The following is a 21,894-nucleotide window of genomic DNA, read 5'->3' as shown; positions in this document are numbered from 1 at the left end:
TCTAGTCACTGGAGGTCCGTCGGGGTGGGGCAGTCGGTCGAGGTCGTCGTGTCCGAGTTGCACCTCGCAGCAGCACGTCTGGACGACGCCGCGGGCCGTCTGCGGGACGGTTTGGCGAGCGTGGACGACGAGACCAAGCAACTGCTGGGCTCCGGCTGGAAGGGCGGGGCGGCGTCGGCGTACGGGCCCGTGTGGGACCAGTGGCACAGCGGGGCGGAGCAGGTCGTCACGGGCTTGCAGCGGATGTCGGAGCTGTTGACGATCGCAGGCAAGGAATACGCCAGGACCGATGAGTCGGGCGCCGAGGCCATCGGCTCGACGGTTCAGGGTTCGAATGGGTCGACGGGCAGCGGCGGCGGTAGCCCAGCAGGTGGCCCGCCCGACCTCGGGCTGGGCGACGGCGGTGGCGCGAGCAACACCGGTGGCGCAGCCGCGACGGGACAGTCGGCTGGTGGCGTGCAGCAGGCGATGTCGTCGGCGTCGCAACTGGGACAGGCCGCCGTCCAACCACTCACTCAGGTCGGGCAAGCGGCCGCCGGTTTCGTGCAGCAGGCCGCGCAACTGGCGGCGGGGCTGGCGCAGCAAGCCGCCCAGGCTCATGACCAAGGCGACGCGTCTGCCGAGAAGGATCCCGAAGGCGCGGCGGGCGATGGACGCGAGCGTCCCAATCAATCCGAGAAGCGTGACGGCGAACCCGACAGTGCCGCAGCACCTTCCGGTGACCTATCGGTCGGAACCGCGCCGGTCACGCCTCCATCCGCCGATCGCGGTGCCCCGACGCCGTCGAGCGACCAAGCGATCAAGAGGACGCGATGAGTGAGCTGATAGTCGACTTCGCTCAGATGCTGGCCGCCATCGATCGCATGCAGAAGTTCCAAAAAGACGTCACCGAGGTCCTCTCCGACGTTGACCAGGCCATGGCCAAGTTGCGGGCGACGTGGCACAGCGAGGCGTCGGACCAGCAGGCGCAGGCACAGCAGCAGTGGGATACGGGCGCCGAGCAGATGAATACGTCGCTCGAGCAGTTGAAGAAGATCGCCCAGGCAGCGGAGAAGAACTACGCGGACGCGGTCAAGAAGAACGGGGAGATGTGGGCGCAGTAACCGCCGGCCGGATCGAGATCGATCCGGAGGTGCTGCTGCGTGCGGGCCAGCGGATGAGTTCGATTGGCACGCAGCTCGATGCGCTGTCGACTGCTCTTGGCGCGGCGCTGGGTAGTGGAATCGCTTCGGGGTGGGATCCGGCCGGGGCCCACTTCGGGTTGACCTATGGGGACGATGCGCAGAAGTTCGCCGATGCGCTGGCCTGGGCAGCGAACGCCTTCAAGTCCACCGGGCGCCGCGTGGAGGCGACGGGTTACAACTACAAGAACGCCGACGCTGCGTCGACCATCGGCGGAGGCGGGCCCATGGGCTCCGTGGGTCCTGAACCGAGTGAGACGAAGGCAGTCGACGCGCCTACGGGCCCGAGCGGGGCGATCGTCACCCCGCCGGCGAAGTGGTGGCTGATCGAGGGGTTTCTCAACGCGATACCGGGGATAGGGCCATTTGCGGGCGCGGTCATGACGTGGCCGACGGGCAATCCGTCGCTGATGCACCTCACCGCGGCACAGTGGAAGAACTTTGCAACCGGCCTGTCTGCGTTCGACACCGAGCTCACCGAGTTGAAAGCCGCACTGTCGCAACTACAGATCCCCGAGGCGGGGCAAATCGGGAAGGCGCTCGGGGCGATCGGTGAGCAATTGTCGGGGATGTCGACGCTCGCGTCCGCCATCGCGACAAACACCGACGATTTCGCCAACGGCGTGCAGAAGACCCAGGACGCCATCCGCCGCCTCTTGGACAGGATCTCCCTCGACGGTCTGGTGGACTCGATCACGGGCATCTTCACCGGCGAAGCTGACGACATCCTGCGCCAGGTCGCCGACGACGTCGGCACGGTCCTGGAGAACTTCCAGAACGAGGTCAAGGGAATCGTCGGACTGCTCTCCGATCTCACCAAGGCCCTCGGCGACGCGTTGGACGTCTTCCAGAAGTACGTACGCGAGGCTTTGGTCGCAACGTTCGGCGATGAAGTGGGAAACGCACTCGCCGACGGCGTCACCTACTACACCGACTTCCAGCTCGGTGTGGTCAACGGCCTGATTGGCACCGTGTCGGGTTTGGTGTCGCTGGCCGATCCCGACACCTGGAAGGGCATGGCCGAGATGGCCATGTCGGTGGCAGAGGATCCATCGACGCTCGACGACGTGCTGCTGAACATGGGCAAGCAGTTCATCGCCTACGACCAGTTGACGGGTGACCACCCGGGCAGGGGCGTCGGCGAAGCGGGGTTCAACATCGGAATGCTCTTCGTTCCCGGCGGCGCGGCGACCAAGACGGGTGCCATTGCGAAGGGCCTCAGGTACGGCAGCAGACTTGCTGAGGAGGGACGACTCCCCAGGCTCTCGGACCTGCCCGGGTTGGGACGCGGCGACAGCAACCTGCCGACATTCGAGAACGTCCCAGGGGCCGGGCCTGGGCGTCCGGAGATCCCCGAGTTCAAGCCAGGGGCGGTCCCCGACTCGCTCGTCGGCCCGTCCACACCCAACGGCATCGACGCGCCCAAGTCACCAGCGGGCGTCGGCGCCCCGGCCGGGCCGCCCGACCCGCCGGGACCCTCGGGCACGCCGGGAGGCGGCAACGGTCACGGATCCGGCGGGGGCGCTGGACCACCCGATCCGCCGGGTGGGCAGCACGTCGGTCCGTCGGATTCGGGGCCGGGGCGTGTGGACGGACCCGCTCCGACGTCTAGTTGGCCGGGTCCCGTTGACCCACCGCGTGTTTCGGAACCGTCGACGCCCAGCCACGCGCCTTCTCCTGGTGACTCGACGCCACCCAGCACCCAGCATGCGCCCGAATCGTCGAGCCCTACGCCTGATAGCGGCAGGTCCCCATCCGAATCCGGACCGGCACCGTCAGAGCACTCGCCGGCGATCCCGGAATCACACGGGAATGGTGTGGCCGAGCCGAGGGCCGACGGCAACTACGCGCCGAGCGAGAGTCACCAGCCAGCCGACGGCAACACCGGAGGGCCGGGCAACGGTGCCCAAATCCCCGCCGACCATCAGCCTGCCGCTCACACGCCCACGACCGAATCTCCGGCAGCGCACGAACCGACACACGCGCCGGGCTACGCCGACGCCCGGCCGCATGAGCCGGCAGCAACCGGGCCCACTCCCATGGCAGGCGGCATGCCGATGGCGCCGCACACCGGGGGTGGGGTGCACAGCCCGTCGGACGGCCCGGCCAACAAAGGGCCGAACTCGGAGTCTCCGACACGCACGCCCGAATCCAAAGCACCGCAGGCGGGTTCATCGGAGATTCCGCGGACGCCGACGCCGGCCAGTGCGGGACCAGGCCCGGGGAGCACTCCGGCAGCACCTGTCAGTCCGGCGTTGGGCAACACCCCGTCCGCACCGGTCAGTCCCGCAGCGGCACAACACCTGTCGCCGGCAAGTGAGACCGCACGTCCGGGTACGGAGTCATCAACGCCGAAGTCAGGCGACGGTACGCGAGATGGCGCGCCGCCATCGCACCCAACCTCTCACGCCACACCAAGTGCGCCCATCGCCCATCAGCCCGATCCTCCTGGTTCACATCCGAACCACGACGCCGGGAACACACCTAACCAACCCACGAATCCTCCTGGACCCGTAGGCAACCCGGCGGATGCGCGGACGTATGGGCCGGGTGAGCTTCGGCGTGTGGAGAATCCCGCCTACCAGCGTGCGGTCGAGGATGCACTCCGAGACCAACAGGGCAACTACATCGCCCACGCCGACCCGAGGACGAACGACTACGGACAGCTCGTCAACGATGGCGGACCGTCAGTTCCGGGGCGCGACAACAACTGCCTCGATAGCTCGCTCTCGGCCCTCTCCTCGTTCAGGGGAGATCCGACAGTCTCCGCCCCACGGCATCCAGATAGGTTGCCCGACGGCACGATCGACAGGCGATCGGGTGAACAGGGCGGGCTACGCCGGGCAGAGGACTGGCTCGGTGGCGGGCTGCTCGAGTTCAAACACATCCCTGAACACACGTTCTTGAATCCCACCATCGCGGACCACTTCAATGCTCTTCATCAGTACATCGACAATCTCGGGCCGGGGTCGTCCGCCTTGGTCGTCAACGGTTGGCATGCGCGCGATTTCCATACCGGGGACCGCCTTTACCACCCCGATGGCAGGCCGGTCACTGACGGTTCTCACGCAACGGTCATCGTGTATCCCGAAGGAGCAAGCCACCCCGTGTGGTGGGACCCCCAGCAAGGGATCACCTCCGATCATCCACCTGCCTGGATGGTCGAGGAATCGTCGTACCTGAATTTCACTCCGATCGAACCCAGTGGAGGAATGCACCATGGTGGAACTGGAAACCAGGGAACAAGCGCTGGCATATCTGGCGCAGATGTCGCCCACCGAGACGTTCCAGGTGCGACAGATCCCGCAGGGATGGGTGGCGACGAAAGTCCTGAGCCCAGAACAGATGGCGACGGGCCAGGCGGTGGGACTGGGCCGTCTGGTGATCGATTCGGAGACGGGGATCGTGTATCAGTACCCGAGTTGGTCGGAGAGGATGGTGGCGGACGCGTACACGACGTTCAAGCAGACGGGGATCAAGCGAGCGGGCAGCCAGATCTATCCGTACCTGTGGACGATCACGGTTCAGCGCATCCAGGAGAACGACCAGACGATCACGTACCAGCTGACGGCGGAGTCACTGACCGATCCCCCGGAACCGACCCAACACCACCCACTCACGATCGAGAAGCGCACCCTGGCAACGGATCCGACGGACTGGTTGTCGAGCGTGGCGATGTCGCACGCGGAGTGGATGAGCCGTCAGAACCAGGGAGTGTGGCCGGAAGTGGACACGACCCAGGTGTAGCCCGCGACGGATCTGCGGGCGATGCCTGGAGACCGGACCCCGCTGCCAAGAGCGGCACGGGGCAAATGCTGGAAACGGATACACATTCCTCAGGCCGACCGGCTCACGACATGCCAACGGCTGATCCCCACGCGCCGACTGGTGCGGGCAATGGGCACGTCGAGCATGCGCCGGATTCCGCTGGTGGCTCAATTGATAACGCAGAATCACGTCGACTTGATGTTGAACCAGCGGACCGTACAAACCGCGACCCAGATAGCTTGCATCCCGCGGGAGCGGAACATCAGGCGGGCGCGCCAGAACATCCGGCGCATTCGCCGGATACCATCCTTCGCGACTTGCGCCCATGGGACCTAGAGCGTGTCGAACGTGCAATAGACCCCGACGGAGTCGAGCAGGACCTTCTCGCTCACAAGGCGCCGCCCGAACTAGCCAGAAGCGCACTCCAAAACCCGTACGTTGGCATGTCGCCCGAAGATATCATTGAGAGATATTGGGATCCCGAACGCAATACCTGGAATTGGCCGCCACACTCCGGATTTCGAGATGGTAGCCACGATGTCGCACGCGCATTCCCAAAAAACCTCGTCCTCGATCGAATCGGTTTGGTGACAGATTGGACAGGCGACTTCTTGTCTTCCGCAGGCGATAGCTACCCATCTCGCGCGCTCGCACCGGGAACGTCAGGCGACTACCACCTCTTCCAAGGCACTGGCACCCCACTCCCTCCGGAGTGGGAGCTGCATTTCGGCGAGGCTGGACCCGCATTCGACCAGCCGGGCGGAAGCACACAGTGGGTAGTCGTCGACCAGGAGGGCAATCACGTTTTGATCGACCAACTTGTCAACGAAGGTTATCTGAGGCGCATTCCGCGCCAAGCGTAGGAAGATCATGTCGGTGGAGCCAATGAGTCTGTCACGAAGCAGTGAACTACCCGCGGTGCTTACTGCGCTGGAATTCGTCCGGGCCGTCCAACGGTGCGCTGGAACAACGCCACACGACAGTCCCGAAATCACACAAGAGCGGCTGAACTTTCGACTCAATTATCAGAAGGGTCTCGACGAGGGTTGGACCCGTTGGGCCGAGACCGGCGATTGGTCGGCTTACGTCATTGCACCGACAGAGCAGGGTCTTTTCGAAGTTCTCTTCGCCCGATTGCCAGAGAGAACCGGTGCGCGTAGTGAATCGTCTCGCGCGGTCTTCTCGACTCTGACGGATGCGGCCAAGTTGGTTATGGTCAGTGTGCTCGACTCCGTGCGAACGAACTTCGGACTGGACTCCCTTTTCGTGATCTTCCGGTCGCGCGGTCTCGACGACCGCTTGGTCAAGAGTTCCGCGCACGCGTCGGAGATTGCACCGTTGGTCGCTCGACTGTCTCCCGAACGAGCACAGCTTGCCGACCAAATACAGCGCATCTCTCTGAGGGAGGACCCATCAACGGCGGCACTCGGATTTCCCGGTGTCGAGCCATATATGAACGTGCTTCCACTTTCACTGGGCGAAGTCGCGGGCGCCCTCATGTCGGGTTTGCCCGCAGAGGTTGCGGAATGCGTGGATACATTCATCGCCGACCGCGATGCTTAGTTGCACGCAGTGCGGAACCTCTAGCCAGGGCTTTCAGCTGTGAATCTGACTGAGCTGGCGCGCGTCCTGACCGCGATAGGGATCGCCTCGGAGGCCTTGGCTCTCGGTGGTCGCGCGGATTATTCGTGGTGTGTCGAGCACTCTTCTGATGGTGCCTGGGAAGTTTATTGGTACGAGCGCGGTAATAAGAACGACCTAGCCCGCCTAGCCACTGAGTCAGATGCGTGTTTCCAGCTGCTGGGCCGGCTTTCTTACAGTCAGCTGCTCGCGGGGACTATCGGCCCCAAATAGTAGTCGCGGGTTCATGGCGAACGGAGGCGCCCGCTTGCCGACCGTTCCATGGCTCCCGTACTGCGAGCCAGCACCCCACGTTTGAAGGCAGGGAGGCCGGAACACGATGACTAGCCCTACGGACGCCGCGGGATTCCAAGATCTTGTCGAGCACTACAACGGGTGGCGTGCGATCTACCGACGAGCGGGCAAGCCACCTCGAAATGAGCCAGCTTGGGTAGACGGGGCGCTGTGGCTTCGCGACGGGTATCCGCATCCCGACTGGACTGCTTTCGTGATCGAACCACAGGTCGACGGATTCAAGGTTTACCAAGCATCGACTGAGCGCCGGATCGAACCGGTTCTGAGTTATCAGGGTTTCTTTTCACGGCTACAAGACGCTGGAAAATTCGTGATTGCTGCGGTCGGCGACTACTTGCGAATCCATTGTCGACTCGATCCAATCAGCTGGATTTGGATGGATCAGGGTCTGCACCCCGGGGTCGAAGAAGACGTAATGAGCGACAGTGAAGTCAGGTACCGACTTCGCAGTGATCATGGCGTTTACTGCATCATGATGCTGGGAGATCGCCCAGTAGCCACATCCTGCCCATGACATTCGACCAGTTGACGGCTGCAGGGGTTCCCCGACGACGTCGTTTGATGCTCCTTAGCTCGCAAAGTCGCGGTAGTAAACCAACGGTGAGCTTTTCGGCCCGGCACCTAGCGTCCGAGCCCTCACCACAGTCGCTCGTCCGTGAGACCACCGACCACGACGACAACGGGTAGCGAGAGCACCAACAACGACGCCAGCACAGCCGGCAGCGTCATCGCACCGAGCATGGCGGTCTCAGCACCGATCACCGCGGCGGCGAACAGCTGCAGAATCCTCACCGCGAGGAACTGGCGTTGCCGCAGAACCGATTTGAGCGTCCGGCGCGGCAGTCGGTGCATCACTCGGGTATGGGTCACCAGCAGCAACACAGCCCCAACGCCGGCGACGATCCGCGGGATGACCGTGGCATTGCCGCCCTCGTGCAGGTTGTACGTCGCGATCACCGCGATCGCCACGATCAACACCAGCCAGATGGACCGGCGCAGCACGCCGGTGAGCACCACACCTACGTTCTGGCGCACCACGTCGCCATACGCTGGGTCGAGCCGTCCGGCGCCCAGAAATCCGTAGATCGCGCCCCATCGCCGCCCACGCGCGTACTTAAGCCTCGCCAGATTGTGCACGGCGGTAGCGTCTTCGGGGTTCAGCTGCAGCGCTTGCCGATAGTCGGCCTCGGCCGGATCGATCTGACCGAGGTCGACGTAGATGTCGCCACGGAGGTTCAGCGCGTCGACGTCGAACGGGTTCAGCCGAAGCGCGTCATTGATGGCCGTCATCGCCTCGGCCGGGTGACCCGCTTCCTCCAGCAGTCGCGCGTAGTTGTGGTGCGCCAAGTCGCTGAGGGGATGAGTCGTCGCCGTACGCCACGCCATCCAGAGCGCCTCGGGTATTCGGCCCTGCAATTCGAGTGCGCGAGTGTAGACGCGCATCGCGTACTCGTTCTCGGGAGCAACGGCAAGTGCCGCATGCGCGCTGATCGCACCCGACGCGTAGTCGGACTGGCCCAGCTTGGCACGCGCGTACGCCGTCAGCAGTCGAGGATGCTGCGGGTCGGTGGCGAGCGCAGCGCGCAGCGTGTCCTCGGCGCGCCGGTAATGACCTGTTGAGAGGTAGGCGTCGACGACGTTCAGCACCGAGTCGGCATCGCTGAACGGTGCCGTCACGAATCCTCCACCATCGCCGACTCTCATTGCCGCCGTTGTCGATCCTAGTCGGCGTCGGCACGGTGATCATGCAGCAGATTCTTCCGTCACGTCACCAGAGGTAGATCGCCAAGATCCCACCGAACATCACCACGAGCCACGCGTCGGTCGCCGCACGCAGCCACGCCGGCGCCGTCCGCACCTCCATGAACTCCCGAATGATCAAGCGTGACTTGATCAGCGCCATCGCGAGGACGGCCACCGTGATCGGCACGCTCGCCACCACGGATCCGTGCTCGCGTCCCGGCGCCAGCGCCCAGGACGCGCACGTCAGCCCCGCGAGGGCCAGCCAGACGACGGTCAGCCGGTTCTTGACGGAAAGCACGTTCACCTCATCACGTAGAGCAGGCCGAAGATGACGATCCAGAGCAGGTCCACCATGTGCCAGTAGGTGGCACCCGTCTCCACCATGGACGGCCGGCGCTTGGCCGGGTTGCGCAGTTCGGCGACGACCACGCCGAGGAACACCAGCCCGAGCAGTACGTGGAAAAGGTGGATGCCGGTGAGCATGTAATAGAACATGTAGAAGTCGTTGTGCGGAAACGTCAGTCCCGCATTGATCTTCGCGCCCCACTCGTATGCCTTGACGATCACGAACAGCACCCCGCACCCGCCGCCGCACCACGTCATCGTCAGCGCCCGGCGGTACTCCCCCGCCCGGGTCGCAACGACGCCGTTGGCGACGAACCACGAACTGGTCAACAACAGCAACGTGTTGATGGTGCCGACGGTGAGGCTGAGATGACGCTGCGAGTCCAGGAACAACTGATGCTCCTGGTTGCGGTAAACCATGAAGATCAGGAAGTAGCCCCCGAAGATGACGAGATCGCCGAGCACGAACACCCACATGCTGCCGTCAGCCGGAAGGTGCGTCTCACGGCCCGAAGGGGTTTCGACCGTCTCCGTCACATTGGCCATGTCAGTCCTGGATCCGCTCGTCGGTTGATTGGCGGTTGATCGCGGTGCGCATCAGCCAGATGATGCAGACCTCCCACAGCACGAAAACCACCGTCCCCATGTAGAAGCTGATCGAGCCGTTCCACGCCAGTGGTCCCGACTTGAAGATGAACACCGGCCCCGCGAGCAGCTCGGTGACGATCATCCAGATCGACATGTAGGCAAGCCATTTGGGGAAGATCTCGTTGCGGTCCAGAAAGATAGCCAGCGCAAGCACCATGTTCTGGGTGGCGAAGCAGCCCAGTGACCCAACGAACGACAACAAGCACCAGTCGTAGAGCATCACCATGATCTCGGGATCACGGTCCGGCCGAAATGCCGCAGCCACGAACGCGAACGCCGGGAGCACGCAACCGGGGATGGCGCCGACCACGAGGGACGCGATGTATGCATAGGCAAACACCGGCGCCACCGACATTCGCTTGATCAACAGTGCGATCAGTCCGTTGGCCACGGCGGTGAATCCGATGACCAGCATCAGGATGCCGAACCCTATCCGGATGGTCAGCGAATGGTCGTGGAAGAACGCCACGATCTGGTCGGGTCCGACGTCCGGCCGAGGTGGCGGCATCACCCTGGTGAGGACGACGAAGATGAGCCCGAAGACGTTGTAGAAGATCGGGATCGTCCACCACGCGATCCGTTGGTCGATCTTCGGAATTCGGGTCCAGTGCCGGGCCACCGCAGCGGGCGTCTCGATCGACACCGCTCCACTCACTGCGAAACCCCTTGCGTCAGCATGTCCTCAGAGTCGGCGGGTTCTCCTTCGGCGGCTTGTCGGTTGATCGCCGACCGCAGGACGACGAACATCACGGCGACGTTGAGGACGAAGGCCCCGATCCTGAGCCAGAAGGACACCGCGCCGTCCCAGGCCAGCGGACCCGTCGTGAAGATGACCGCGCAGGCTGCAGGCGTCATGGCTGCGGCGGTCACGATGTTGACGTAGGCCACCCAGCGGGGAAATATCGGCTGGGCCCGCGCGTCGAGCAGGATCGCCAGTGCCAGACAGAGATTCGCCACGACGACCATGCCGACCGGTGCGATGAAGATGAGCCAGGCCATGTCGTTCAGCAGCAGGACGAGCTCGGGATTGCGGTCGGGTCGGTATGCAGCGATGAGCCAGAAGATGTCAGCTATCGCGAATAGCGTTGCGCCGCCGGCAATGCCGCACAGGTAGCAGTACGCGAGGAGATGGCTTGGCAGCGCCATCCGCTTGATCTGCAGCACGATCGTCATGAAGAACGGGACGAGCATGATGGCGCACAGGTTGAACGTGATCATGCTGAACCGGATCATCGCCGCGTTCTGCTGGTAGAACTTCGCCACGTCCTCGGCGGGCGCCTGTGGCGACATCGGCGGCAGGAACCCCGGAAACGACACGAACGCCAGGAGCAGGATCGCGCCGAAGACCGGTGTGATCCACAGACTTATCCGCTGAGCCCGAACATCCACGTCCCGACACTCCGTCCCGCCGACCGCTAGCCGATCGACTATCCCGCAGAGTAGCCGATCGGCTACCCTCGCGACAAGGGCGTCAGAAGGTGCCGCAGTTCGGGGCGGTCGGCACGCCGTTGAATCGGCCGGCGATCCACTGCATCGCGGCTTCCCCGTCGACGAGCATCGGCAGCGCATGGTTCACCACCAGCTTGTTCAGGAACGGTGGCTGCTCATTGGTGCGGAACTCCACGTCGACCCCCTGCGCGCACCAGTCCCGCCCGAGTTGATTGGCACCGGTCCAAGGCACCAACGGGTCGAAGCGGTTGCTGTTGATCAACACCGGCGAATTCGGCTTCAAATGCCCGATGCGTTGCATGTCGAAGAGCGTCTTGAACGGCTCCTCGTTGACCAACTGGACGATGTCCTCGTTGAAGTACGGCTGCAGGTGCCTGAACATGAACTTCGTGACGGTCTCCGCGATGCACTGGTCCTGCACCTTGTTGAGCAGATCCGCGCCGCGCGGAGTCATCTTGTCGCGGATCGTCTGCTCGAACTCCGGATACGTGGTGATGACGGAGTTCAGCGCGTAGCCGACGACGCCCACCAGCGCGCTGCCGTCGGCATAGGGAAAGAGTTCCTTGAGATCTGCCGGCGGCGCGCCCGCGTAGGTGCCGACGACGTGCAACTCGGGAGCGTAAGACGGCGCCAGCTCGGCCGCCGACGCGGCCGCGCCACCACCCTGCGAATATCCCCAAAAGGCAAGCGGCCCATGCGGATCCAGCGACGTCCCCGGCAGCCGCATCGCGGCGCGTCCGGCATCGAGCATCGCGTTGCCCTCGGCGACCCGGTTGACGTAGGTGTGCAGCCCTGGCGTTCCGAGGCCCTGATAGTCGGTCATCACGATCGCGAAACCGCGGGCCACCATCGTCGAAACGAAGAGTTCCTCGTAGTTGAACGCCAGGTCCAACCACGGCGCCCAGTGGATGCCCTGGTTGAACTGCCGCGATGGCGCGCACTGATCACCCTGCCCCTGGGTGCCGGGGCCGTAGACGATCAGCGGCCGCGGGCCCTGTCCGGGCCAATCGTTGAACGGCTCGAAGTAGGTGCCCGTCACGGCCATCGGGTTTCCGCGAGCATCGGTGCTGCGGTACATGATTCGTGTTCCGGTCGCCATGATCGCGCCCAGCTGACCCGACGGCTCGAGCACCAACCGTGACGGTTCGGTGCGAATCAGGTCACCAGGCTGACCCGGGGGCAGCGGGTCGGGCGGGGTGTAGAACTCGGCGTATTCGTCTTCGTTGAAGTACGGATCGTGGCCGTCATTGCTCGGGTCCGCCCGCGCCAGCGGCGTAATGCCAAGCGTGAAACCAAGAACGACGACGACGACGAACCCCACGAATCCCCGACCCACCCGGGAACCGTAACAGATCCAGTATGACCAACGGGGCATTACCTACTTATGGGTAAGGTCAACCCCGCCGCTTACCCTCAAACGCCGAAACTGCGGGCAGATCGGCCTTTTCGGCGTTTTCGCGATCTGCCCGCAGCTTCGAGGCGTTGCTAGAGAGGGAACTTAGTAGCGGTAGTGCTCCGGCTTGTACGGGCCGTCGACGTCGACGTTGATGTACTCGGCCTGCTCCTTCGTGAGCCGGGTCAGCGTTCCGCCGAGCGCCTCGACGTGGATCTTGGCGACCTTCTCGTCGAGGTGCTTGGCCAACCGGTAGACCTCGTTGTCGTACTCGTCGTTCTTGGTCCACAACTCGATCTGCGCGATCACCTGGTTCGAGAAGCTGTTGCTCATCACGAACGACGGGTGGCCGGTCGCATTGCCCAGGTTCAGCAGGCGTCCCTCGGACAACACGATGATCGAGTGACCGTCGGGGAAGACGAACTCGTCGACCTGCGGCTTGATGTTGATCCGGCGGATGTCCTTGTCACGCTCGAGGCGTGCCATCTCGATCTCGTCGTCGAAGTGCCCGATGTTGCCGAGGATTGCCTGGTGCTTCATCGACCGCATGTGCTCGAGGGTGATGATGCCCTGGTTGCCGGTCGCGGTGATGACGATGTCGGCCCAGCCGATCGCCTGCTCGACCGTCTTGACCTCGAAGCCGTCCATCAGCGCCTGCAGGGCGTTGATCGGATCGACCTCGGTGACCGCGACGCGAGCACCCTGCGCCTTGAGCGCCTCCGCGCAACCCTTCCCGACGTCGCCGTAGCCACAGACCAGCGCGGCCTTGCCGCCGATCAGCACGTCGGTGCCGCGGTTGATGCCGTCGATCAGCGAGTGCCGGGTGCCGTACTTGTTGTCGAACTTGCTCTTGGTAACCGAGTCATTGACGTTGATCGCCGGGAACGCGAGCTCACCGGCAGCGGCGAACTGGTAGAGCCGCAGCACGCCAGTGGTGGTCTCCTCGGTGACGCCCTGCACCGACTCGGCGATCTTGCTCCACTTGGTCTTGTCGGTCTCGAACCGCTTGCGGATCAGCGCCAGGAACACCTTGTACTCATCGGACGCGTCGTCCTCGGTGGGCGGCACGACGCCGGCCTTCTCGAACTGCGCGCCGCGCAACACCAGCATGGTGGCGTCACCGCCGTCGTCGAGGATCATGTTGGCCGGCTCGTTCGGCCAGGTGAGCATCTGCTCGGCGGCCCACCAGTACTCCTCCAGCGACTCGCCCTTCCAGGCGAACACCGGGGTGCCCTTGGGCTCCTCCGGCGTGCCGTGCGGGCCGACGACGACCGCAGCCGCGGCGTGGTCCTGCGTGGAGAAGATGTTGCACGACGCCCATCGAACTTCAGCACCGAGGGCGACCAGCGTCTCGATCAGCACCGCGGTCTGCACGGTCATGTGCAGCGAACCCGAGATCCGCGCGCCCTTGAGCGGCAACACGTCGGCGTATTCGCGGCGCAGCGTCATCAGACCGGGCATCTCGTGCTCCGCCAGCCGGATCTCCTTGCGGCCGAACTCGGCCAGGCCCAGATCGGCCACCTTGAAGTCGATGCCATTGCGGACATCGGGAGTGAGCCGCTGCTCGGTCGTCGTCATATGGGTTTCCTTTTCCTGCGCGCGTAGCAATTAATTAGCTTGGTTACACATTAGCGCGCGCAGCTGAGGGGGTTTTTCCGTCGGCGCGGGCTAATCCGTGTCGATCACACCGTATCGTTCGGCAAACGGCGTCATGAGCCGGGCTAGGTCTCTGGCGACGTCGTGGTCGGCCTCCGGGGGCATCGACACGTAGCTCATCGCCAGCCGGACGATGGCCCTGGCCAGCACTCCGGCGTCTTCGTCACTGCAGCGCACCCAGCTGTGCATGAAGGTCTCCGTCAGCCGCTGCGAGGCACGGGAGATGATCGGCGCGCTGTCGGTGGTGATGAGCTGCAACAGGTCGGGCTTGGTGGTGCCGGTCAGAAGCGAGATGACCAGCGGGTCGGCCGCCGACTCCATGAAGAAGTCGCGGAAGCCCTGAAGGAACGCCGCGTAGACGTCCCCGATGTTGCCTCCGATCGCGTCCTCGATCTGATCCACCAGCCGGTCGGCGAGCCGCAGCGCGTAGCCCTGCGCAAGACCTTGCCGCGATCCGAATTCGTTGTAGATGGTCTGCCTGCTGATGCCCGCGGCCTTGGCGACGTCGGAAAGGGTGATCGACGACCAGTCGCGGCTGAGCAACATTTCCCGCATGCCGTCCAGGATCGAATCGCGCAGCAGCACCCGCGACGCTTCGGCGTATGGGATGCGCTGCGCGGTTCGTGGGTCGCGCGGGCTGATCACACGCGCAACGCTATCTCTTCCCGTCGCTGCGCTCGCCCAAGCCACCGTCACACCCCGTCGCTCCGCTCGCCTCGGCAAGTCACGAGCCTGCGACCTCCACCATCTCGAAATCCGACTTGGCCGCGCCGCAGTCGGGGCAGCTCCAGTCGTCGGGGATGTCGTCCCAACGGGTACCGGGCGCGATGCCGTCCTCCGGCCAGCCCTTTTCCTCGTCGTACTCGAATCCGCACTGGACGCAGACGAACAGCTTGTAATCCATGTTTCTTCCTTCCTGTGTCGACTCTGCGGTGAGGGCGAGCGTTACTCGCACTTTCGCGCCACAAGCGCAGAGTCAATGGGTCTATACGGTTTCGAAGTCGACCTTCTCGCGTACTGCGCAGTCGGGGCAGGACCAGTCCTCGGGTATGTCACTCCAGTTGGTCCCGGCCGGGAACCCTTCTCGCGGTGCGCCTTTCGCTTCGTCGTAGACGAAGTCACAGCCGGGGCACCGGTAGGCGCTCACGCCTCTGCCCCGTACTTCGCGAGCACCTTGTCGCGCATCCGCGGATGAATGTTCACCCGGCTCAGGTCGCCGTCGTAGTGGTCGAGCACCCGGTGGTCCATCACGCGGCGCCACAGCGGCGGGAAGTAGGTCAGCCCAATCATCGATGCGTAGCCGCTCGGCAGGTTCGGTGCACCCTCCATGCTGCGCAGCGTCTGATAGCGCCGGGTCGGGTTGGCGTGATGATCGCTGTGGCGCTGCAGGTGGTACAGGAACAGGTTGGTCACGATGTGATCGGAGTTCCAGCTGTGTGACGGCGCGCACCGTTCGTAGCGACCGCTCTCCAGCTTCTGCCGCAGCAGGCCGTAGTGCTCGAGATAGTTCACGGTCTCGAGGAGGGTGAACCCGAAGACCGCGGAGATCATGACGTACGGGATGAGTGCCAGGCCGAAGACCGCGATCAACATCCCGTAGAGCACCACCGACATCGCCCATGCATTGAGCACGTCGTTCGACCAGTGCCAGGGGCTCTTGTCCTGCCTGCGCAGGCGGGCGGCCTCCAGCTCCCATGACGACTTCAGGCTGCCCCACACGCTGCGTGGCAGGAACTCCCAGAACGTTTCCCCGAAGCGCGCCGACGCGGGATCCTCCGGCGTAGCCACTCGCACGTGGTGTCCGCGGTTGTGCTCGATGTAGAAGTGGCCGTAGCAGGTCTGCGCCAACGTGATCTTGGCCAGCCAGCGTTCCACCTCGTCCTTCTTGTGGCCGAGCTCGTGCGCGGTGTTGATGCCGACGCCCCCGAGCATCCCGACTGACAGCGCCAGACCAATCTTCGCAGCCCAACCCAGGCCGCCGTCGAAGCCCAGCCAGGTCAGGTCCGATGCCGTGAACAGGTAGGCGCCGAAGATGAGGCTGGCGTACTGGAACGGGATGTAGAGATAGGTGCAGTAGCGGTAGTACCTGTCGTTCTCGAGCCGCTCCATCACCTCGTCCGGCGGATTCTGCCCGTCGGGGCCATATCGCAGGTCGAGTGCCGGCAGCACGACGTAGAGCAGGATCGGGCCGATCCAGAAGGGCACCTGGGCCGCTACGTGCCAGCCGAGGTGGTTGGACGCCCACACCAGCGGCAGCATCACGAACAACGCCGTCGGCGCGATCAGGCCCATGAGCCAGAGGTACCGCTTCCTGTCACGCCATTGGTCGACGGCGGGCCCGGATATCTCGGACAGATCTGATGCCATCGCTGGCTACCTCCTTTGAGAGCTGCATCACTGTTCCAGGTTGACGATACGCGCGGATTTGTACTATGTCTAGACACAGAGCGGCTCTTTGTAAAGCGGTGGGTCATTGTGCGCAACTTCGGGTCAGTGCCGCGCCCGCTCAGTACTGTCGGGGGCCATGCAGCGGTATGGAGCTCGCGCCGTGGTGATCGGCGCCAGCCTCGCCGGCCTGTGCGCCGCGCGGGTGCTGTCGGACTGCTACGCCGAGGTGACGCTCTACGAGCGTGACGATCTTCCCGATGAACCAGCGAACAGAGCAGCGGTGCCGCAGGGCAGACACGTCCACCTCCTGATGGCCCGCGGCGCCATGGAGTTCGACGGGCTCTTCCCCGGCCTGCTCGACGACATGAAGGCCGCCGGGGTGCCCGTGCTGGAGAACCGGCCTGACTGCATTCACTTCGGGGCCGCCGGCCACGTGCTCGGCACCAAGGCGACCTTGCGCGACGAGTTCACGGCCTACGTGCCGAGCCGGCCGCACCTGGAGTGGCAGATTCGACGCCGCACCTTGGCAATTCCCAACGTGGAGCTGGTGCGCTGCGGCGTGGCAGAACCGCGGTTCGACCCCGTGCAGGGCCGGGTGACGGGTGTGTTGCTCGACGGCGATGACGGTTCGAACGCGGTGCCTGCCGATCTGGTGGTCGACGCGACCGGGCGCGGAACCCGCCTGCCTGCTTGGTTGGGACAGTGGGGATTCCCCCGGCCTGCCGACGACACCATCGACGTCGGCATTGGTTATGCCACCCACCAGATTCGCATCCCGGACGGTCTGCTCAAGGAGAAGGTGGTCGTCGCGGGCGCCTCCCGCAACCAGCCGCTCGGGCTCGGAATGCTGTGCTACGAGGACGGCACGTGGGGCCTGACCACGTTCGGCACGGGCAAGGTCGCGCCGCCGCAGAACTTCGACGAGATGTGCGCGCTGGCCGACGAGATCCTGCCGCCGCACGTGAGCGCCGCTGTGCGGCAAGGGAAACCGATCGGTGACGTCGCGTTCCACAAGTACCCGGCCAGCAGATGGCGCCGCTACGACAAGTTGAACCGCTTCCCCCAGGGCATCATCCCGTTCGGTGATGCGGTCGTGAGCTTCAACCCGACGTACGGCCAGGGCATGACGATGACGTCGCTACAGGCCGGAAACCTCCGCACGGTGCTCCAGTCCGGGACCGACGACCTCGCGGCGCGGCTGGCCACGGCAACGGCGAAGACGACGTACCCGGTGTGGACGATGAACGCGATCGGCGATCTGGCCTTCCACAATGCGGGTGGTGAGGCGCCACGGTGGCACATGCTCGTCGGCAATCTGTTCGACCAGTTCCTCGGCGCCGCCGAGGCGGATCCCGTTCTCGCCGAATGGTTCCTGCGTCGGTTCAGCTTGCTGGACAGCTTGTACATGGTGCCGTCGGTGCGGCTCGTTGGGCGCACGATCCGGCACAACGCGCGCCTCTGGCTCGCCGAGAGGCGAACGCGACCCACTACCGAGCTGATCAGACCCGGACTTCGCGCGCGGTAGCCGTCTCGTCGGCGGGATAGAACTGCGTCGCCCAACGCCGAAGTGACCGGAATCCCTTGCCTTCCGACGTGGCGAGTGCCGGCGGGTCGGTGTAGCGCTGGTGTTGCCAGATGTTCAGGTCGGCAAGGTACTGATTGTTGGCCATGCGTTGGCGGCGTTGCAGCGACGACGGCTGGTGCGGGCTCTCGTCGCCAGGAAGCCGGTCGAGCCACACGCTGGAGCGGATGTCGGAGGTCTCGTCGTCCACCGGCGTCACGGTGACGATGGTCCGCATGTTGTCCGGTCCCCAAAACTTCGCCATGCCAACGCCGATGCCCACGTTGACGGCCTGCACGCCCCCGATCATGGCGCCGTTGGGCGTCAGCACCGTCGCCTCCTTGGTGCCGCCGAACAGCATCTCGAAGTCCGCGTAGGCGATTGGCCCTTCGAACTCCTGCCGGGTGAACTCCGGCACGTTGGCGGCTCGGTGGACGAACTTGAAGTGGGCGAAGTCGACCCCGTTCTCCATCACGTACTGCGGGTGCAGTTCGAGGCGTTCGTGGTGCAGGACGCCCTCCGGGTAGGCGAGGTAGTAATCCTTCGCGGTGCGGCCGTCATCGTAAGCATCGAAGACGTCGGGCACCTCGAAGTACGGCTCGCATCCTTTGAGGTCGTGCCAGACGTAGACGCTTTCATTGCGCTCCACCACCGGCCACGTCCGGATCTTGCGGGCATTGTTGGGCCGGTCCTGATAAGGGATGCAGACGTTGCGGCCCTGCTGGTTCCACTCCCACCCGTGGAATGGGCAGACGATCCGGTCGCCTTCGACATGTCCGCCGAAACCCAGGTGCGCACCGAGGTGCTCGCAGTAGGCGCCCATCACCGTGAGCGAGCCGTCGCCGGCGCGCCATGCGATGAGCTCTTCGCCGAAGTACTTCATCTTGTGGATCGCGCCGGTCTCGATCTCGGCGGACCAGGCGACCTGGAACCAACCGGTCGGCTTCATCGACAGTTCGGGCTTGGCCATCATTGGACCTTTCGTTGATCAGAGGATGTCTGGGTGGCGAATTTGCCGTCCGGGCGGGCGAACTCGTCGATCAGGCGGCGTAGGTGAAGTTGGGCCATGGCGGCGTCACCGCCGATCACCGCCTCGACGATCTCCTCGTGCCGCGCGTGCAGCCACGCCAGCACGGGCTGAGGATCATTGCCCGGGGCGAACTGGCTCAAACACAGTTGCGTGAGCACCTCGACGAACAGCTCCAGCGCGCGATTGCCTGCCTGCCGAGCGATCTCCATGTGGATGTTGGGCAGGTCCTGCCAGACATGGGAGCGGTGCTGGTCCTCGCGGCGCAGCACCGCGCGGAGTCGTTCGGCGCCAACGGGTTCGATACCGGCGGCCAACTTCCTGATCGCGAGTTGCTCGAGGGCCAGCCACACCGCGAACAACTCGTCGCGTTCGACACCGACGTGCTCGAGGTGACGCCGGGCTGCGTCGGTGACCAGTCCGCGGTCGGGCGTCGTTACGGACAAACCGCCGCCCGGCCCACGTCGGACCCGCGCCAAGCCTCGCGCCTCCAGGATGCGCGACGCCTCCCTGACCGCGGCGACGCCGACTTCGAATCTCGTGGTCAGTTCGGATTCCGAGCCGATCAGATGTCCCTCGCGCCAGCCCTTTCGGCGAATTTCTTCCTCGATCTTGTTCGCGAGCTGTGCGCCCAAGGTGCCGCCGACGTCCTGGGTTGATTGCGTCACCACCTGCGTCACTCGAGGCCTCCTGCTAGCCACTCATTGCGGATCTCGGCCTCGTGCTCGTTGAAGTCAGGCGGCTGGGCCAGTCCACTGCCGGCCCGACCATCGCTGCCCAACCATCGGACTGCCGTCGTGACGAGCGGCCACTCGCCGGGCTGACCCTCGATGATCTTGCGGTCGGCGAAGTGTTCGGTCGCCATGAGCGCGGGAACGTCGTAGACGGGGCCGCCGGGGACGTCCCAGTCGATGAAGCGTTGCAGCCACTCCTCGGAGCGGGCCTTGGCGAACTCGGTTTCCAGTTCACCGCGTAGCAGCGTGTCGTCATCACCAAAGGCGATTTCGGCACCATCGTGGTACTTGATCAGGTCCGCCCTTCCGATTCCTTCGCAGAACCGCCGCCAGAACTTGGGTTCGAGCGTCCCAAGCAGGACCGGGCGGTCGTCGCTGGCCAGATACGTCGTGTACAGCGCCTGCGACGGTGTATTGCGCAGTGAGAACGGCTCTTTCGTTTGTGTGTTCATCGCCAGTTCGGTGCGGTGCGACTCGACCAACGCGTCCCAGCACGACACGTCGATCCATTCGCCGGGGCCTCCCGCGCGAACCGACACCAGCGCCGCACACACCGCCATGGCGGCGGACAGCGTGCCGAGTTCGTTGGCCCAGCTGGTATAGGCCGCGGCGCGGTGCGGTTGGCCGTCCTTCCAGTCGACGGTGAGTCCGTCCCCGAGCGCGTCGATGTTCAGACCGTGCGCGGGCAGTTGGGACCAACTCCCGTCTTGCCCGAAACCGGTGATGGAGCAGACGATCAACTCGGGCCGCTGGGTACGCAAGGCAGCGAAGTCGACGCCGACCCGGGCCCAGAAGCCCGCCAGCTGGTTTTCCACCACGACGTCGGCGGCGGCGATCAGTGCGAGTATCAGCTCGCGTCCCTCGTCAGTCTTGACGTCGACGCCGATGGAGCGCTTCCCCCAGTTCTGTGCCATGTGCTGCGGACTTTGCCCGTCGTCACCATAGGGCGGGATCAACCGGATGCGGTCGCCGCGCGGCGGCTGCTCGACCTTGACCACGTCTGCGCCGAGAGCGGCGAGCCTGCCGGACGTCAGCGCCGCCGGGACCAGGATCCCGAGGTCGAGGACCTTCACGCCGGCCAGTGGTGCATATGCGTTCACTTCACAACCTCTGTCTTCTCGCGTTCGACGGGCAAGCTGCTCTCCCGGAGAGCCGGAAGTACTTCCTCTGCAAGGTGATCCATGCAGCTTCGCCACGCGACGGGGTCGCGAGGACCGGCGAAGATGACCGTGTCGGCTCCGGCATCGCGATACTCCAGCAGCCGCGACGTCACCTGAGCGGGTGTACCAGTGACCAGGTAGCGATCGGCCAGTCCACTGAAATCCTGCTGGTAGGTACTGCTCGTCGCGGCCACTGCGTCGCGTCGTGCCACCGCGGCATCACGATCGATCGAGCCCCAACAGAAGATGGCCCCGCGTACGCGGTCGGATCTGCCTGCCGCGGCTGCACATTCGCGTACCGTGGTGAGGCTGTCGGCCAGCTGATCCGGGCTGTAGAGGTACGGCATCCATACATCCGCGAAGCGCCCGGCCCGGCGAAAGGCCGCGCGCCGCCGCCCGCCCACCCACACCGGTGGTCCCGGCACCTGCACGGCCGCAGGGTCCAGCGCCAACCCGGGGACCACCGTCCACCTGCCGCGGAAGTCGAGTCGCTCGCCGCTGAGTAGGCGCGAGACCACTTCGAGGGCTTCGTCGGTACGTGGCCCACGTTCGGCCACCGGCACGCCGACGGACTCGAACTCGGGCGGATACTCGCCGCCAACCCCGACGCCGAGGTCGAAGCGCCCGTTCGACACCTGGTCGAGCGTTGCCGCCAGCTTCGCCGCCAGGACCGGCGGGTAGACGGGAAGGATCGTCAACGCGCTGAGCAACCGAATGCGTTCGGTCGCACCGGCTGCGGCTGCAAGGGCGACGAAGGCGTTGGGTGTCGCTCCGTGGAAGAACAGGTGCTCGCCGCAGGCGAGGTAATCGAATCCGGCCTCCTCTGCCCACCGCGCGGTGGTGACGAGTTGCCGTTGATCCGGCGTCAAGGAGATGCCGACGCGCATGCTAATTCCGCTCTGTCAT

The 21,894-nt window shown here is 64.7% G+C and carries 21 protein-coding genes; 6 read left to right on the top strand and 15 right to left on the bottom strand.

Features of this window, described 5'->3' with window-relative positions:
• The first annotated feature begins 24 nt into the window (after nucleotides 1-24).
• The 5 genes from N536_RS39040 (at nucleotide 25) to N536_RS42260 (ending at nucleotide 7,398) form a co-directional block, all read left to right on the top strand.
• On the top strand, nucleotides 25-816 hold the full coding sequence (locus tag N536_RS39040; protein WP_051574650.1) for a WXG100 family type VII secretion target: 792 nt from the start codon (nucleotides 25-27) through the stop codon (nucleotides 814-816).
• Complete coding sequence (locus tag N536_RS0120780) at nucleotides 813-1,103, top strand: WXG100 family type VII secretion target (protein WP_029115369.1); 291 nt, start codon at nucleotides 813-815, stop codon at nucleotides 1,101-1,103. Before N536_RS39040 ends, N536_RS0120780 begins: the two co-directional genes overlap by 4 nt.
• Nucleotides 1,091-5,812 (top strand): toxin glutamine deamidase domain-containing protein, encoded by a 4,722-nt coding sequence (locus N536_RS41640; RefSeq protein ID WP_081809303.1) that lies wholly within the window; start codon nucleotides 1,091-1,093, stop codon nucleotides 5,810-5,812. The genes N536_RS0120780 and N536_RS41640 overlap by 13 nt, the downstream gene beginning before the upstream one ends.
• A gap of 55 nt (nucleotides 5,813-5,867) precedes the next feature.
• On the top strand, nucleotides 5,868-6,512 hold the full coding sequence (locus N536_RS42265; RefSeq protein WP_231514594.1) for a hypothetical protein: 645 nt from the start codon (nucleotides 5,868-5,870) through the stop codon (nucleotides 6,510-6,512).
• Between the two features lie 397 nt (nucleotides 6,513-6,909).
• Nucleotides 6,910-7,398 carry a hypothetical protein gene (locus N536_RS42260; protein WP_155948668.1) on the top strand — a complete coding sequence of 163 codons (489 nt, stop codon included), beginning with the start codon at nucleotides 6,910-6,912 and terminating at the stop codon, nucleotides 7,396-7,398.
• Between the two features lie 122 nt (nucleotides 7,399-7,520).
• Here N536_RS42260 and N536_RS0120730 read toward each other — a convergent pair whose 3' ends face one another.
• The 11 genes from N536_RS0120730 to N536_RS0120685 form a co-directional block, all read right to left on the bottom strand.
• Nucleotides 7,521-8,561: a tetratricopeptide repeat protein gene (locus N536_RS0120730; RefSeq protein WP_231514593.1), complete on the bottom strand. Its 1,041-nt coding sequence runs from the start codon at nucleotides 8,559-8,561 to the stop codon at nucleotides 7,521-7,523.
• A gap of 91 nt (nucleotides 8,562-8,652) precedes the next feature.
• Nucleotides 8,653-8,925 carry a cytochrome C oxidase subunit IV family protein gene (locus N536_RS0120725; RefSeq protein ID WP_036437162.1) on the bottom strand — a complete coding sequence of 91 codons (273 nt, stop codon included), beginning with the start codon at nucleotides 8,923-8,925 and terminating at the stop codon, nucleotides 8,653-8,655.
• 2 nt (nucleotides 8,926-8,927) lie between these two features.
• A complete protein-coding gene (locus N536_RS0120720) occupies nucleotides 8,928-9,518 on the bottom strand; it encodes a cytochrome c oxidase subunit 3 family protein (RefSeq protein WP_036437104.1) in 591 nt (196 codons plus the stop codon).
• 1 nt (nucleotide 9,519) lies between these two features.
• A complete protein-coding gene (locus N536_RS0120715) occupies nucleotides 9,520-10,275 on the bottom strand; it encodes a hypothetical protein (RefSeq protein ID WP_231514592.1) in 756 nt (251 codons plus the stop codon).
• Entirely contained in the window at nucleotides 10,272-11,009 is a 738-nt protein-coding gene (locus N536_RS39035; RefSeq protein WP_051574648.1) for a hypothetical protein, read from the bottom strand. The genes N536_RS0120715 and N536_RS39035 overlap by 4 nt, the downstream gene beginning before the upstream one ends.
• Nucleotides 11,010-11,091: 82 nt before the next feature.
• The gene (locus tag N536_RS0120705) at nucleotides 11,092-12,444 is read right to left on the bottom strand and encodes a lipase family protein (RefSeq protein ID WP_051574647.1); all 1,353 of its coding nucleotides are present in this window, start codon (nucleotides 12,442-12,444) and stop codon (nucleotides 11,092-11,094) included.
• 123 nt (nucleotides 12,445-12,567) lie between these two features.
• A complete protein-coding gene (gene ahcY, locus N536_RS0120700) occupies nucleotides 12,568-14,040 on the bottom strand; it encodes an adenosylhomocysteinase (protein ID WP_029115356.1) in 1,473 nt (490 codons plus the stop codon).
• Between the two features lie 90 nt (nucleotides 14,041-14,130).
• Nucleotides 14,131-14,763 carry a TetR family transcriptional regulator gene (locus N536_RS0120695; protein WP_029115355.1) on the bottom strand — a complete coding sequence of 211 codons (633 nt, stop codon included), beginning with the start codon at nucleotides 14,761-14,763 and terminating at the stop codon, nucleotides 14,131-14,133.
• Between the two features lie 79 nt (nucleotides 14,764-14,842).
• On the bottom strand, nucleotides 14,843-15,022 hold the full coding sequence (locus tag N536_RS0120690) for a rubredoxin (RefSeq protein WP_029115354.1): 180 nt from the start codon (nucleotides 15,020-15,022) through the stop codon (nucleotides 14,843-14,845).
• Between the two features lie 81 nt (nucleotides 15,023-15,103).
• Entirely contained in the window at nucleotides 15,104-15,265 is a 162-nt protein-coding gene (locus tag N536_RS41635) for a rubredoxin (RefSeq protein ID WP_081809302.1), read from the bottom strand.
• Nucleotides 15,262-16,485, bottom strand: a complete 1,224-nt coding sequence (locus N536_RS0120685; RefSeq protein ID WP_029115353.1) for an alkane 1-monooxygenase — start codon at nucleotides 16,483-16,485, stop codon at nucleotides 15,262-15,264. The genes N536_RS41635 and N536_RS0120685 overlap by 4 nt, the downstream gene beginning before the upstream one ends.
• A gap of 157 nt (nucleotides 16,486-16,642) precedes the next feature.
• Here N536_RS0120685 and N536_RS0120680 point away from each other — a divergent pair, with 157 nt between their 5' ends.
• A complete protein-coding gene (locus N536_RS0120680; protein WP_029115352.1) occupies nucleotides 16,643-18,031 on the top strand; it encodes an NAD(P)/FAD-dependent oxidoreductase in 1,389 nt (462 codons plus the stop codon).
• Here the strand turns inward: N536_RS0120680 and N536_RS0120675 are convergent.
• Genes N536_RS0120675 through N536_RS39025 form a run of 4 tightly spaced genes read right to left on the bottom strand, consistent with a single transcriptional unit; the run spans nucleotide 18,006 to nucleotide 21,875 of the window.
• Nucleotides 18,006-19,037 (bottom strand): Rieske 2Fe-2S domain-containing protein, encoded by a 1,032-nt coding sequence (locus N536_RS0120675; RefSeq protein WP_029115351.1) that lies wholly within the window; start codon nucleotides 19,035-19,037, stop codon nucleotides 18,006-18,008. The genes N536_RS0120680 and N536_RS0120675 overlap by 26 nt on opposite strands.
• A complete protein-coding gene (locus N536_RS39030; protein ID WP_051574646.1) occupies nucleotides 19,037-19,774 on the bottom strand; it encodes a FadR/GntR family transcriptional regulator in 738 nt (245 codons plus the stop codon). Before N536_RS39030 ends, N536_RS0120675 begins: the two co-directional genes overlap by 1 nt.
• Nucleotides 19,771-20,928: a CaiB/BaiF CoA-transferase family protein gene (locus tag N536_RS0120665; RefSeq protein WP_029115350.1), complete on the bottom strand. Its 1,158-nt coding sequence runs from the start codon at nucleotides 20,926-20,928 to the stop codon at nucleotides 19,771-19,773. The genes N536_RS39030 and N536_RS0120665 overlap by 4 nt, the downstream gene beginning before the upstream one ends.
• A complete protein-coding gene (locus tag N536_RS39025; RefSeq protein ID WP_051574645.1) occupies nucleotides 20,925-21,875 on the bottom strand; it encodes an LLM class flavin-dependent oxidoreductase in 951 nt (316 codons plus the stop codon). The genes N536_RS0120665 and N536_RS39025 overlap by 4 nt, the downstream gene beginning before the upstream one ends.
• Between the last annotated feature and the right edge of the window lie 19 nt (nucleotides 21,876-21,894).

The sequence above is a fragment of the Mycobacterium sp. URHB0044 genome (assembly GCF_000620625.1).
In the GTDB taxonomy this organism is placed as follows: Bacteria; Actinomycetota; Actinomycetes; order Mycobacteriales; family Mycobacteriaceae; genus Mycobacterium.
The sequence above is the reverse complement of the archived record's forward strand: the minus strand, read 5'-3'. Positions and strand labels throughout refer to the sequence as shown.